We start from the raw sequence: 12,320 nt of genomic DNA, 5'->3' as shown, positions 1-12,320 counted from the left end.
ATGGCAGTAGATTCCGAAAGACTACGCCGGACGATGATGTTCGTCCCCGGCAACAATCCGGCCATGATCAAGGACGCCGGCATCTACGGCGCCGACTCGATTATGTTCGATCTGGAAGACGGCGTCTCGCTCGATCAGAAGGACGCGGCGCGCTACTTGGTGTATGAGGCGTTGACGAACATCGACTACGGTGACACCGAAATGGTCGTCCGGATCAATGGCGATGACACCCCGTTCTATGACAACGACATCAAGGCGATGGTCAAGGCCGGCGTCGAGGTCATCCGCCTGCCCAAGGTCGAATCCGCGGCCATGATGCAGCGTCTCGAACAAAAAGTCGAGGAGGCCGAGCGCGAGTTCGGACGCCCCGTCGGCTCCACCAATCTGATGGCGGCCGTCGAATCGGCGGAAGGCGTGCTGCACGCTGAGGAAATTGCGAAGGCATCCGACCGCATGATCGGTATCGCCCTTTCCGCCGAGGATTACACCACCGACATGAAGACCCATCGTTATCCTGATGGCAAAGAGCTGTTCTTCGCTCGCAACATGGTCGTCCATGCCGCTCGTGCAGCCAAAATCGCCGCGTTCGACACGGTGTTCTCCAATATGAACGATCCCGAGGGCTTCTACCGTGAAACGCGCCTGATCCACGAGCTTGGTTTCGATGGCAAGTCGCTTATCAACCCACGCCAAATCGAGATGGTCAACGAGGTCTTCACTCCGACGCAGAAGGAGATCGTCAACGCGCAAGGCGTCATGGCCGCTATCAAGAAGGCTCGCGAGCAAGGCTCCGGCGTCATCTCCATGAATGGCAAGATGGTCGATCGCCCGGTCGCCCTGAGGGCCGAACGCATCATGAAACTGGCGAAGGCCACCCACGTCATCGATGAGGAGGGGAATTATCTTGGAAAGTAAAGTAGGACGTCAGTTGCCTGACGATATTATGAACGAGCTTGGTTTCAAGCCTTTCGAGACCACGGATTTCGGCAATCCCGTCATCCAACGCAAGGCCCCCAAGGTTCGCGCTTCCACTGGTAAGGGCAAAGTGGTGGACTCGCTTGAGGAGGTCGTCAAGAAGACGGTACGTGATGGCATGACCATCTCCTTCCACCATCATTTCCGCGGCGGCGATTATGTGTTCAACAAGGTCATGCGCGTCATCATCGATGCAGGCTATCGTGACCTGACTTTGGCGCCTTCCTCGCTGACCGGCGTTATGAATGATACCGTGGTCGAGGCCATTGAAAAGGGCGTCGTCACCAACATCACCTCCTCCGGTATGCGCGGCTCCTTGGGCGACGCGGTGTCGCACGGGCTGCTGAAGAACCCGGTGATTTTCCGCTCGCATGGCGGCCGTGCGCGCGCCATCGAAGACGGTGACATCAACATCGACGTCGCGTTCTTGGGTGTGCCCAACAGTGATGTCATGGGCAACGCCAACGGTATGGAAGGCAAGTCGGCGTTCGGTTCCCTCGGTTATGCGCTCGTGGATGCTGCGTATGCCGATACCGTCGTGCTGGTCACCGATGACATCCAGCCTTACCCGAACACCCCAGCCTCGATCAAGCAGACCCAGGTCGATTATGTGGTCAAGGTCGACGAGGTTGGAGATCCGGACAAGATCGGTTCGGGAGCCACCAGGTTCACCAAGGACCCCAAGGAACTGAAGATTGCGAAGAGCGTCAATGACGTCATCGTCAATTCTCCTTACTTCAAGGACGGATTCTCCTTCCAGACCGGTTCCGGCGGTGCGGCGCTTGCCGTTACGCGCTTCCTTCGCCAGTCGATGCTCGACAACGAGATTAAGGCTTCGTTCGCCTTGGGAGGCATCACCAAGCCAACCGTCGATCTGCTTGAAGAGGGATTGGTCGGCAAGATCATGGACGTGCAGGACTTCGACAAGGGAGCCGCTTCGTCGATGCGCCTGAACAAGAACCAGCAGGAGATTGACGCATCTTGGTACGCCGACCCGGCCAACAAGGGTGCCATGGTCGACAAGCTTGATGTCGCCATCCTTTCGGCGCTTGAAATCGACACCGATTTCAACGTCAATGTCATGACTGGTTCCGACGGCGTAATTCGTGGCGCGGTCGGCGGCCATCAGGATGCCGCAACCGCCAAGCTCACCATCATCTCGGCCCCGCTGGTGCGCGGTCGCATCGCCACTGTGGTGCCCAAGGTGACGACGGTGGTCACGCCTGGCGATTCGGTCGACGTACTGGTTACCGAGGTGGGTATCGCCATTAATCCGAAGCGCAAAGATCTCGTCGAGTCGCTGAGTGATATCCCGGGGCTGCCGGTCTATACGATTCAGGAGCTTCAAGAGCGTGCGCAAAAGTTGCTCGGCACCCCTGAACCGCTGAAGTTCACCGACCGTACCGTAGCGCTGGTCGAGTATCGCGACGGCACAATCATCGACCAGATCCGCGAGGTCCAGGACTGAGCGGTCGGAAAATCCACGGTGGGCCAGCGAAGAATTGGGGGCTTCGCCGGCCCACCGTCCCGCTCGTTTTCTGGTATTTGTGTACCGGGAGACGAACGGGGCCATTTCGTTTTAGTCAGGATGTATTCGCCATGCCATTTTGTAATACCGTCTGTGGTGAAACGAATCCGTGTCAGTGCGTATGAAAGGTCAGGGATGATGATATTGGATCATGGTCAACGGCAGTCACTCGACGCCATACTTGACAACCGGGAATGGCGCGCACATCTGCAGGAAACGTTGATGGATTCATTTGTGAATGGTTGCATCGTCGCCGCAAAGCTCAATATACCTGGTGCCATCAAGAACAATGTCACGTTGCAGGCCATTTTCAGGGTCGGATTGATTGAACTTGGGCGGCGTATGCAAAACGAATGCCTGTGTGCGGCGGAATTCCATTACTATGTGAACAGACCAACGGGCCCCGAGGCTTTCGCGGCCTTCGAAAAAAGCGACTGGACGTCGATCAAGCGTGTAGCCATAGCATTTGAGGACGATTTCGCGCTCGGAAGGCTTTTCGATATTGATGTCATGCGGCGACATAGTGTGCATCAGCTTTCGCGCACCGATTTGGGAATGCCCGCCCGGCGTTGCATGGTCTGCGAAAAACCGGCCAAGGAGTGCGCTCGCAACCAGACTCACACAGCCAGTGAATTGGCCGAGGCGGTGGAACGTCAATATCTTGCGTATTGCTCTTCGGCAGGCAATGGCGGGCATACTGCAGGCATCTGATGACGGCGGCAAATCGTGAAGCGTAAGCAGGAGATCGTTTTGCTTCTTGTCTTTGCGGGCAACCTGCATTCGACAAACAGAGACTGATGAACCGTGAAAAGCCCTATAAATATATAAATCCTTTTAATCTGGTAGGAATCAGCGATGCGTTATAATCCGGAACAGTTGGCCGACATGGCCCAAGCCGCTTTGCTCTATGAGGTGATGGTACAGCCCAAGCCCGGACTCGTCGATCCGGTTGACTCCGGTCCGCATCATGACATGAACGCCTTTACCTTCGTCAACAGTGCTATCTCGCTGAAGCCGTATTTCCAAGAGACTAGCCGTCTAGGCATGAATTTCGCGGGAACCGACATGATCCGGCTCTTCAACCAGCTTCGCGCTGCCGGACGCAAGGCGGAACAGACGATGTTCGCCGCAACGCACGGGGTGAACACCCATAAGGGGGCCATTTTCTCCTTGGGCATCGCCGTCGGTGCCACCGCGCATTGGTGCAAGACCCGTGATTACGATACTGATGGCGTTCGTAGGCTGGTCAAGCGCATGCTGACTGGGCTGACGAAGCACGATATGGGACGTGTGGAAGCCGAAGGCACCGAAGCTGAGCTGACAGCTGGCGAACGCCAGTATCTCCGTTTCCGTTCGACGGGCGCCAGAGGTGAGGCCGAACAAGGGTTTCCTTCGGTGATGGAAGTGGCATTGCCGTTTTTGCGCAATGCAGAGGGGCCGCTGAATGTGCGATTGCTGGATACGTTGATGACTTTGGCCGGCCATGTTGAAGACACCAATCTCGTCAAGCGCGCGGGAACCCGCGACGTCCTGGAATGGATGCGCTCGCAGTGCAATCGGTATTTCGAGCTGGGAGGTGCAGGCAGTGCGGAAGGGATGAAATTTCTGCTGGAGCTCAACAACGCCTGCGTCGAGCGCAATCTGAGCTTGGGAGGCTGCGCCGATTTGCTTATCCTAACCATCTTCTTTGGTTTGTTGGAAGGTGTCATCCATACGTGAACGCCGCATCGGGTTGAGTTCAATGGCGTATGCTGGGCTTTGGCTTCGATGGGAATGCCGCATTTTATAAGGACTTGACCGAACGTTTGAGGGCGGAGGCGTGATGAGTTTGAATGGCAAGGATGAGCGACGAGAGAACGGTGCAATCAGAATCTGCGGCCCTGAGGATGTTGCATTGCTGCATCGTATGAGCGTCGAGACGTATGTCGACACGTTCGAGGGCACCAGTTCCGAGGAAGACATGGACAAGTTTCTCGAGGAGTCCTATTCCGAGCCGGTCTTGCGCGGCGAACTGAGCAATCCGGATTCCGTATTCCTCTTGATTTCGGTACAGCCTGATAGCGGCTTTGAGGAACATGCGGATTCGGATTCTTCCAACTCGGCCAACACCGATGAGATTCCTGCGGGCTATATGAAGCTGAATTTCGGCAAGGCGCAGGTCGAAGATATGGGGGCTGGAACGATGGAGATTCAGCGCCTATATATTGGCAAACGGTTCAAGGGTCTTGGACTAGGCACGCAGCTGATGAATTTTGCATTGGACGTGGCGCGTAAACGTGGCTTGCACAAAGTCTGGCTCGGCGTATGGGAGCACAACGAACCAGCCAAACGCTTCTACTCCGGCAAAGGTTTCGTCCGTGTCGGCCAGCATGCGTTCTGGCAGGGCGATGACAAGCAGACCGACTACCTGCTGGCGCGCGAGGTGTGACGGCTCCTGCCGTCTCGTTGTGCGGGACGTCTGATAGATTGAATGTCGTTACGCGCGCATGGCGGAATTGGTAGACGCGCAGGATTTAGGTTCCTGTGACTTGTTCGTGAGGGTTCGAGTCCCTTTGCGCGCACTTTTGAGATATTTTTCGAGGTGAGTTGTCAAATAGGCTCAGGTTTACTGCTGATTGACGTTTCAAGGTATACGGTATCGTTTGTCGATTTCGTTGCGAATCATGCTAAATTGTTCTAAATAATGGCAGTTTGAACTCAAAATGAACTCAATTATTGATTATCGAAATTCCCCATTATTGTGGTTTGATAATATGTGATTTTGATTACGTTCTTTGCCTGATTCGGTTTACACTGTTCTTGGTGTCGTTGATTTGCCGATGATCAATGATTATCAGAGAAAGGGAATCTTATGGCTGACAAAGTATTGGTAACGTATTTTTCTGCTACTGGCAACACGCGCGCTGTGGCGCAGAAACTGGCAAAGGCCGCCGAAGCCGACCTCAAGGAAATCAAGCCGGCAAAGCCGTATGTCGGTTCCGAACTCGATTATGAGAATGAGAAAAGCCGCGTGAATGTGGAGCATGCCGCCGATGCCCGTCCGCAGATGGCGGCCCCGATTGATATCGGTGCCTACGACGTGGTGTTTGTCGGCTATCCGCTCTGGTTTGGCGTCGCGCCGCAGATTGTGCGTACGTTCCTGGAAAGCCAGGATTTCACAGGCAAGGCCATCGTGACATTCGCGACTTCCGGCTCGAGCGTGGAAGGTGCGAACGGCGAGCATCTGCACGACAGCGCGCCCAAAGCGACCTGGAAGACGGGTCGGCGATTCACGCCGGATGTAAGTGTTGAAGACTTGGACCAGTGGGTCAAGGAACTTGATTTGTAATCGAATATGAAACGGGCCGCTACCGGAAGGTAACGGCCCATTTTTTGTCGGCATATGATCTCGACTATAAGCCGGGAAGTTCTTTTGACTGTTTAAAAAGTTGGACAAGAATCTTGACGCGGTGCTCGCCGTCGTTTTCATTGGGTATTGATCGGCAGCGATCTGGTTATGCCGAAACGCAAAAGCCTCGCCATAAATGGAAATATTTGTGGCGAGGCTTTTACGTTTTGGCAAGTTTTGAAATTACTTGGTTTCCGGCGGGACGGTCGTGCCGGCCAGCGCCTTCTCGCCCGGACGAGCCAACGGGCCGACCAATTCGTGCGCGATATACGGGGCTTCGAGGTAGTCGACCTCTTCGCTGGTCAGCTGCACGTCCATTGCGGCGACGGCCTGATCGACGCGCTTGGGGGAGCTGCAGCCGACGATCGGGGCGGACGGGCCGTGGGCCCAGTGCCAGGCCAGTGCAATCTGCGACATGCTTACGCCACGCTTTTCGGCGAGTTCGGCCACGCGGTCGACGATGGGTTGGTCGATGGTGCGGTCACGGTCGTACTTGCTGTGCTCGACCTTGTCGGTCCTGCCGCGCAAGGAATCCGAATCCCAAGTCTTGCGGGCCAAGTGGCCGGAGGCCAGCGGACTGTAGGGCGTCGGAACCGCGTTGTACTGGCGGGCCACGGGGATGAGCTCGCGTTCGTCCTCGCGGTAGATCAGGTTGTAATGGCATTGCAGGGTCGAAAGCTTCGTCCAACCGTTTTCCTCGGCGATGACTTCAAGGTTGTGGTACTGGTAGCCGTACATTTCGCTGGCACCGATGGCGCGCACCTTGCCAGCGCGTACCAGCTCATCGAGCGCCTGCATGGTCTCTTCCATGGGTGTGGTGTAGTCGAAACGGTGCAGGATATAGAGGTCGAGATAGTCGGTCTGCAGGCGTTTCAGGCTGCATTCGATCTCACGCTTGATCGCCTTGGCTGAGGAATGGCCCTCGTTGAAGTAGACCTTGCTGGCGAGCACGACCTGGTCACGCGAAACGTTGAGGTTTTTGAGTGCTTGTCCGATGTATTCCTCGCTGGTGCCGCGTGCATAGCAATTGGCGGTGTCGATGGCGTTGACGCCGAGTTCGAGCGCCCGCGCAAGAACCGCCTGCGTGCCTTCTTGGTCGATGGTCCAGACGTGTTGTTCCGGGTCAGGTTCGCCGAAGGACATCCCGCCGATGAACATCGGCGAGACTTTGACGCCCGAATCTCCTAAAGTGATGTGTTTCATATCGTGCTACTTTCTGTTGCTTTGTGATTACTTGCGGTATTTCGGTATTGTCGCCATTGATATGGCTCATTGGATGGATGAATGATTATCGAGTTTTATGGCTTGAAAAATTCCGATAGGTTTTGTTCCGGATTGTTGGTTGGCGGGTTGCGAAGTTGTATTTGACGAAAACCGAACTCTTTCAGCGTGCTGTTGCTCCCGGCTTTAGCGTTTTCTTGCTCGAGCCGGTGAGCTAGTTGGTCGTTGTTTTCGCTTTGTCGTGTCTGTCGTTGGGGTGATATCCGTCAGTTTGGCGGTGACTTCCGTTTCGTTGCCTTGATCGTCGTGCCAGTGGCTGAGTTCCTTGACTTTCTGCTCGGCACGGGCTCCCAGTCTGGTGGCCTGCGCGTCGTTGTCATCGGAAACCGCCTGCCAATACTGAATTTTGAGATTGACGTATTCCTCGCGGGCCATCAGGAAGCGTCGTTCTTCGTTCAGCCGACGTTTTTGGTCGCGCAGCAGCTCGATTTCGGTCGGCGCGCCTTCACGCCCGCGTTTGCGATTGGCCATGTATTCTTTCATTTTGGCCAATGGCATACCTGTTGCCGACAAGCAGGAAATGATGAGCAATGCCTGCAAATCGTCGTCGGTGTAGGCGCGATGACCGCTTTCCGGGTCACGGGCGATCGGCGTGATAATGCCGACGTCCTCGTAATAACGCAGCGTGCTTTCCGGCAGCCCGCAATATAGCGACGCCTCGCCGATCGAATGCCAAGTCTGAGTGTTCATGCCTTCACTCTATTGACTTAAAGCACTTGAAGTCAAAACGGCAGATTGGGTAGTATCGCTTGTTTAGAATAAGTCGGGAGAGGGGATTAGTGTAGCAAGCTATGGATATGGAAGACGCGAAGTTTGATGCGGCCGGGGCTGATAGCTTGGGGCCGCTGATCAAGGTGGCGAACACCTTGATTGAGAAGGAGCTCAATAACCGCGTCGCTTCAATGTTTGAGGGATACAGCCTCACCGGGCCGCAGATTACGTTGATGGTCTATCTGCACGACGCGCATGGCCACGCTGTCACCCAGCGCGAGATTGCCGACCGGTTTGTATTGAGCCACCCGACCATTCGCGGCATCGTCAAGCGGCTCGAAAGTGCGGGGCTGATCAAAACGTCTCAGTTGGCAAGTGATCGTCGGCAGATTTTGCTTGAACTCACCGCCGAGGGGCAGCGGCTGATGGATGCCCATGTTGACGATATCCATGGCGTGATGAAGCAAATCAACGGGAAAATTACCGATGGCCTGACAAGTGCGGAGCAGGTGAGATTGGTCGCCGCGCTCAAACGTATTGTCGCCAACTTTTCGGACGGGTCGATGCAATGAAAGCAATGATCGACGATGCTTGCGCAGCCCGGAATGCATATGTGCGGTTGATTGACGCTTCGGTGCTACTGCTGACTGTGACCCGAATTTTGAAAACGTTGAAATTCCGTGGTTTTGACGAAAAGGAGATTGGTGCATTGAGCACTTTTGCAGCAGGAAAGTCACTGATAGGCATGATACAGCTTTGCTGCTGCGATTCCTCGGTTGTCGGTAACTGATGTGTGGTTCTGCGCCGGTACGAGGCGATTTATTTTTTTATTCAAACTGTAGCTTGCTATAAATTAGGAAAGGTTATCAATGGTAGGTCAGCAATCGGTAAAGCAGCAAGGCAGGGAGCAGAACGCTGCGACCTCGAAGCATGAATCCGGGCAGGAAGGTGGTTTCACTTCATCCATCACCTCACGTCAGCGTGGGCTGATGATGGCGGTGCTGCTGCTGGGATCGTTCACGGCGTTGATGGCCGAGACGTTTCTGAACAATGCGCTGCCGACCATCATGGGGGCGTTTTCGGTAAGCCAAGCAACAGCTCAGTGGCTGACGACCGCGTATTTGCTGGTGGTCGGTCTGATGATTCCCATGTCGGCGTGGGTATTTGAGTCCTTTAATCTAAGAACTACTTTTGTCACGCTGATGGCCGTATTCTTCGTCGGCTCGATAGTCTGCATTTTTGCACCGAACTTCTGGGTGCTGCTCGCGGGTCGTATCATCGAAGCCATCGCCGCAGGCGGATTGATGCCATTCATCCAGAACGTCATCCTGATGATGTTCCCGCCCGAAAAGCGTGGCATGGCCATGGGCATCACTGGCCTGGTCATCGGCTTTGGTCCGGCCGTCGGCCCCACCATTTCCGGCCTTATCCTCAAAGTTTCCAGCTGGAAGATGCTCTTCATCATTCTCGCCATCGCTAGCGCCATCACCGCAATTCTCGCAGTCCCGCTGGTGCGCAACCTCACCTCGCCTCATCACAGCACTACCGACGTCATCTCCTTCGCCGAGTCCATTTTCGGCTTTGGTCTTATTCTCTATGCGCTGTCTGAAGTCGGCAACACTGGGCGCATCACGCTGATGCTTGCGGTGCTGTTCATCGTAGGTGTGGTTATCATGGCGCTCTTCTGCGTCCGTCAGCTGAAGCTCTCCAAGCCGTTGCTCGATATCCATGTTTTCGGCAACGCCCGCTTCAACCTCTGCACCCTCTTGAGTACCATCAGCAACATCGCCATGGTCGGCATCGAACTGGTGCTGCCGCTCTACCTGCAGACTACCCGCGGTGAGTCAGCGCTTGCCAGCGGCCTGGTGATGATGCCGGGCGCCCTAGTCATGGTGATTTGCAACCCGATTTCCGGCACGCTTTACGACAAGCTCGGCATCAAGAAACTTTCGCTGTTCGGCTTCCTGATGCTCCTGATTGGATCGGTGCCGATGCTCTGGTTCAGCGCGAAAACTAGCCTCTTCGTGATAGGCCTGTGCTACGCGCTGCGCATGGTCGGCATCTCCTTCACGATGATGACCACGTTCACCGCCGGCATCAACCTGAGCTCCGCTCGCCTCACCGCGCACGCCAACGCCGCCTCGTCCACCGTCCGTCAGGTCGGCGGTTCGCTGGGCACGGCGCTCGCGATGCTTGTCATCTCGCTTGCCGCGACTTCGCAGGCCTCTGCAGGCAAGGCTGCGGCTCAAGCCATCGGCTACAACTGGGGCTTCATCCTCATGGTCATCTTCGCCGTCATCGGCCTTGTCGCGTCGTTCTTCCTTCCGAACGCCGAAGCCGAGCGCAAGGCCATCACCGCCGAAAGTGAGTAGACGCGGGTTTTGCGGTTTTGCTGCGACGAAAAGCACATTTTCAGGCCTATTTTCGTGCTTTTCGTCGCATGTTTGCGATTTGCTACGCTAAAGAGCCGTGTTTGACTTCAAGTGCTTGAAGTTTCTAGGCTTGGCTTCGATGACGATGTCGTAATCGACAAACGTGAAAGGAACCAATCATGGCAAAGAAACAGACAGCGGGGCAGGAGCAGCTTGGTGAGTTCGCGCCGCAATTCGCACATTTGAATGATGACGTGCTTTTCGGTGAGGTGTGGAGCCGCGAGGACGAGCTTTCCGCCCACGACCGCTCGATGATCACCATCGCAGCCATCATTGCAATGGGTGCCACCGAGCAGATGGATGCTCATTTCAACATCGGCAAGGCCAACGGCATCACCAAGGACGAGATTGCCGCCGAAATCACGCATCTCGCCTTCTACGTCGGCTGGCCCAAGGCCTGGTCGGCGTTCAACCGTGCCAAGAAGGTCTGGGCCGAGGGCGAAGAGTCTCACGCGCATGGAGAATGAAAACATCAGGATACTTGCCGACTCACTAGACTGAATATCAACAGTTGATAATGCTCAATATGATGTCGAGTTAAGCGAGGCGAGCCATGGCGGCATTGACGGTGAATCTCTATTACAAAGGTTCGAACGGTTCAGCTCGGCGGTTTGCGCAGGAGATGATGGACGGTGGCATCGTTGCCCGGATTCGTGCCGAAAAAGGCAACTTGCGCTATCAGTATTTCACGTCGTTGGAAGATTCTGAAACCGTGTTGCTTATCGATTCGTGGAGCGATCAGGAGGCATTGGACAGACACCATGCCACTCCGATGATGCAGGAAATCGCCACGTTGCGCGACAAATATGACCTTCATATGGAGGTCGAACGCTATCGTGGCGACGGCGATGACGACCATGATGCAAATTTCATTCGTAAGTGAAAAATAAAGCTGGTCTCACGGCAAACAGGGTCGTGGCACCAGCTTTATTGATTTAACTATTGGTTATATAAGATGCGATCGGAATTTACAGCCTCACGAAATGCAGCAGGGTACGCACCATGTTGCAGGTGAAACCGTATTCGTTGTCGTACCAGGCGTTGACCTTCACCAGCTCGCCGTTGCCATCGCCAAGCGGCACCACCTCGGTGAGGGTCGGGTCGAAAATGGCGCCATGGGTGTCACCGATCATGTCGGAGGAGACCAAACCGCTGTCGTCATAGCCGAAGGAATCGTTGTCGCTGGTGACCTCACGGAACATCTTATTGATTTCCTCAGCCGTGGGCGCCTTTTCGAGCACCAGCGAAAGCTCGGTAAGCGAGCCGGAACGAACCGGAACGCGGCGGGCTTGCCCTTTGAGCTTGCCGTCGAGTTCGGGGATGACCAGGCCGATGGCCTTGGCAGCACCGGTGGAATGTGGAATGACGTTTTCGGCGGCAGCGCGGTTGTTGCGCGCGTTCTTGCCCTTTGGCCCGTCGGTCAGGCTCTGCGAGGCGGTGTAGGCGTGGATCGTGGTCATCGAGCCGGCGCGGATGCCGTAGTGGTCGTTCATCGGCTTGGACAGAAGCGCGACGGACTGCGTGGTGCAGGAGCCAGGGGAGATGATGCGGTCGTCGGCGGTCAGAACGTCCTGGTTGACGCCGTAGACCACGGTCGGCATGTCGCCAGCCGGCGCTGAGACAAGCACTTTCTTGACGCCCGCATTCAAATGCGCCGAAGACTTTTCGGTGCTGGTGTAGAAACCGGTGGATTCTACAACCAGCTCGACCCCGTCGTTGGCGACCCACGGAATATTCGCGGCGTCGCGCTGCGCGTAGACGGTGTAATGCTTGCCGTCGACGATGATGCCGGTCTTGTCGCTGGAGACTTCGGCGGGGAAGCGGCCCTGCACGCTGTCGTGCTGTAGCAGGTAGGCGAGCATGGCCGGGTCGGTCAGGTCGTTGATGGCGACAACTTCGACCTCATCGCTTTTCAGTTCAAAAAGCCTGCGGAATGTGAGACGACCGATGCGGCCGAATCCGTTGATACCAATTTTCACTGTCATAATGGCTCCTTGCTTTTTCT

General features: G+C 55.6%; 14 protein-coding genes and 1 tRNA gene. 12 read left to right on the top strand and 3 right to left on the bottom strand.

Going from position 1 to position 12,320, the window contains the following annotated elements:
* The 7 genes from citE (at window position 1) to PT279_RS03395 (ending at window position 5,831) form a co-directional block, all read left to right on the top strand.
* Window positions 1–915, top strand: coding sequence for a citrate (pro-3S)-lyase subunit beta (gene citE, locus PT279_RS03425; protein ID WP_277165468.1), 915 nt, complete (start codon window positions 1–3; stop codon window positions 913–915).
* A gap of 13 nt (window positions 916–928) precedes the next feature.
* Window positions 929–2,443: a citrate lyase subunit alpha gene (gene citF / locus PT279_RS03420; protein WP_277165466.1), complete on the top strand. Its 1,515-nt coding sequence runs from the start codon at window positions 929–931 to the stop codon at window positions 2,441–2,443.
* Between the two features lie 120 nt (window positions 2,444–2,563).
* Window positions 2,564–3,214 carry a citrate lyase holo-[acyl-carrier protein] synthase gene (gene citX, locus PT279_RS03415; protein WP_348519364.1) on the top strand — a complete coding sequence of 217 codons (651 nt, stop codon included), beginning with the start codon at window positions 2,564–2,566 and terminating at the stop codon, window positions 3,212–3,214.
* A 144-nt stretch (window positions 3,215–3,358) separates the two neighbouring features.
* The gene (gene citG / locus PT279_RS03410) at window positions 3,359–4,222 is read left to right on the top strand and encodes a triphosphoribosyl-dephospho-CoA synthase CitG (protein ID WP_277165465.1); all 864 of its coding nucleotides are present in this window, start codon (window positions 3,359–3,361) and stop codon (window positions 4,220–4,222) included.
* 103 nt (window positions 4,223–4,325) lie between these two features.
* Window positions 4,326–4,931 carry a GNAT family N-acetyltransferase gene (locus tag PT279_RS03405; RefSeq protein WP_277165924.1) on the top strand — a complete coding sequence of 202 codons (606 nt, stop codon included), beginning with the start codon at window positions 4,326–4,328 and terminating at the stop codon, window positions 4,929–4,931.
* Window positions 4,932–4,983: 52 nt separating this feature from the next.
* A tRNA-Leu gene (locus PT279_RS03400) sits at window positions 4,984–5,064 on the top strand.
* A gap of 290 nt (window positions 5,065–5,354) precedes the next feature.
* A complete protein-coding gene (locus tag PT279_RS03395) occupies window positions 5,355–5,831 on the top strand; it encodes a flavodoxin (RefSeq protein WP_277165464.1) in 477 nt (158 codons plus the stop codon).
* A 243-nt stretch (window positions 5,832–6,074) separates the two neighbouring features.
* Here PT279_RS03395 and PT279_RS03390 read toward each other — a convergent pair whose 3' ends face one another.
* Window positions 6,075–7,094: an aldo/keto reductase gene (locus tag PT279_RS03390; RefSeq protein WP_277165463.1), complete on the bottom strand. Its 1,020-nt coding sequence runs from the start codon at window positions 7,092–7,094 to the stop codon at window positions 6,075–6,077.
* A gap of 204 nt (window positions 7,095–7,298) precedes the next feature.
* Window positions 7,299–7,862 (bottom strand): MerR family transcriptional regulator, encoded by a 564-nt coding sequence (locus PT279_RS03385; protein ID WP_277165462.1) that lies wholly within the window; start codon window positions 7,860–7,862, stop codon window positions 7,299–7,301.
* A gap of 107 nt (window positions 7,863–7,969) precedes the next feature.
* Here PT279_RS03385 and PT279_RS03380 point away from each other — a divergent pair, with 107 nt between their 5' ends.
* The 5 genes from PT279_RS03380 to PT279_RS03360 all read left to right on the top strand — a co-directional run bounded on the left by PT279_RS03380 (window position 7,970) and on the right by PT279_RS03360 (window position 11,198).
* Window positions 7,970–8,455: a MarR family winged helix-turn-helix transcriptional regulator gene (locus PT279_RS03380; RefSeq protein ID WP_277165460.1), complete on the top strand. Its 486-nt coding sequence runs from the start codon at window positions 7,970–7,972 to the stop codon at window positions 8,453–8,455.
* The gene (locus tag PT279_RS03375) at window positions 8,452–8,673 is read left to right on the top strand and encodes a hypothetical protein (protein WP_277165458.1); all 222 of its coding nucleotides are present in this window, start codon (window positions 8,452–8,454) and stop codon (window positions 8,671–8,673) included. Before PT279_RS03380 ends, PT279_RS03375 begins: the two co-directional genes overlap by 4 nt.
* Before the next feature lie 79 nt (window positions 8,674–8,752).
* Window positions 8,753–10,255 (top strand): MDR family MFS transporter, encoded by a 1,503-nt coding sequence (locus PT279_RS03370; protein WP_277165456.1) that lies wholly within the window; start codon window positions 8,753–8,755, stop codon window positions 10,253–10,255.
* 179 nt (window positions 10,256–10,434) lie between these two features.
* Window positions 10,435–10,782, top strand: coding sequence for a carboxymuconolactone decarboxylase family protein (locus PT279_RS03365; RefSeq protein ID WP_277165454.1), 348 nt, complete (start codon window positions 10,435–10,437; stop codon window positions 10,780–10,782).
* An 86-nt stretch (window positions 10,783–10,868) separates the two neighbouring features.
* Window positions 10,869–11,198 carry a putative quinol monooxygenase gene (locus tag PT279_RS03360; protein ID WP_277165452.1) on the top strand — a complete coding sequence of 110 codons (330 nt, stop codon included), beginning with the start codon at window positions 10,869–10,871 and terminating at the stop codon, window positions 11,196–11,198.
* A gap of 85 nt (window positions 11,199–11,283) precedes the next feature.
* Here the strand turns inward: PT279_RS03360 and gap are convergent, their stop codons facing one another.
* The gene (gene gap, locus PT279_RS03355; RefSeq protein ID WP_277165450.1) at window positions 11,284–12,300 is read right to left on the bottom strand and encodes a type I glyceraldehyde-3-phosphate dehydrogenase; all 1,017 of its coding nucleotides are present in this window, start codon (window positions 12,298–12,300) and stop codon (window positions 11,284–11,286) included.
* Window positions 12,301–12,320: the final 20 nt, after the last annotated feature.

The sequence above is a fragment of the Bifidobacterium sp. ESL0784 genome (assembly GCF_029433295.1).
GTDB lineage: Bacteria > Actinomycetota > Actinomycetes > Actinomycetales > Bifidobacteriaceae > Bifidobacterium.
The sequence above is the reverse complement of the archived record's forward strand: the minus strand, read 5'-3'. Positions and strand labels throughout refer to the sequence as shown.

Bases quoted from the DNA above. Each gene is read 5' to 3' on its own strand.
- PT279_RS03365 (WP_277165454.1), top strand. From the start codon at position 10,435: ATGGCAAAGAAACAGACAGCGGGGCAGGAGCAGCTTGGTGAGTTCGCG.
- PT279_RS03405 (WP_277165924.1), top strand. From the start codon at position 4,326: ATGAGTTTGAATGGCAAGGATGAGCGACGAGAGAACGGTGCAATCAGA.
- citX (WP_348519364.1), top strand. From the start codon at position 2,564: ATGTATTCGCCATGCCATTTTGTAATACCGTCTGTGGTGAAACGAATC.
- gap (WP_277165450.1), bottom strand. From the start codon at position 12,300: ATGACAGTGAAAATTGGTATCAACGGATTCGGCCGCATCGGTCGTCTC.
- PT279_RS03370 (WP_277165456.1), top strand. From the start codon at position 8,753: ATGGTAGGTCAGCAATCGGTAAAGCAGCAAGGCAGGGAGCAGAACGCT.
- PT279_RS03380 (WP_277165460.1), top strand. From the start codon at position 7,970: ATGGAAGACGCGAAGTTTGATGCGGCCGGGGCTGATAGCTTGGGGCCG.
- citG (WP_277165465.1), top strand. From the start codon at position 3,359: ATGCGTTATAATCCGGAACAGTTGGCCGACATGGCCCAAGCCGCTTTG.
- PT279_RS03360 (WP_277165452.1), top strand. From the start codon at position 10,869: ATGGCGGCATTGACGGTGAATCTCTATTACAAAGGTTCGAACGGTTCA.
- PT279_RS03385 (WP_277165462.1), bottom strand. From the start codon at position 7,862: ATGAACACTCAGACTTGGCATTCGATCGGCGAGGCGTCGCTATATTGC.
- PT279_RS03395 (WP_277165464.1), top strand. From the start codon at position 5,355: ATGGCTGACAAAGTATTGGTAACGTATTTTTCTGCTACTGGCAACACG.
- citE (WP_277165468.1), top strand. From the start codon at position 1: ATGGCAGTAGATTCCGAAAGACTACGCCGGACGATGATGTTCGTCCCC.
- PT279_RS03390 (WP_277165463.1), bottom strand. From the start codon at position 7,094: ATGAAACACATCACTTTAGGAGATTCGGGCGTCAAAGTCTCGCCGATG.
- PT279_RS03375 (WP_277165458.1), top strand. From the start codon at position 8,452: ATGAAAGCAATGATCGACGATGCTTGCGCAGCCCGGAATGCATATGTG.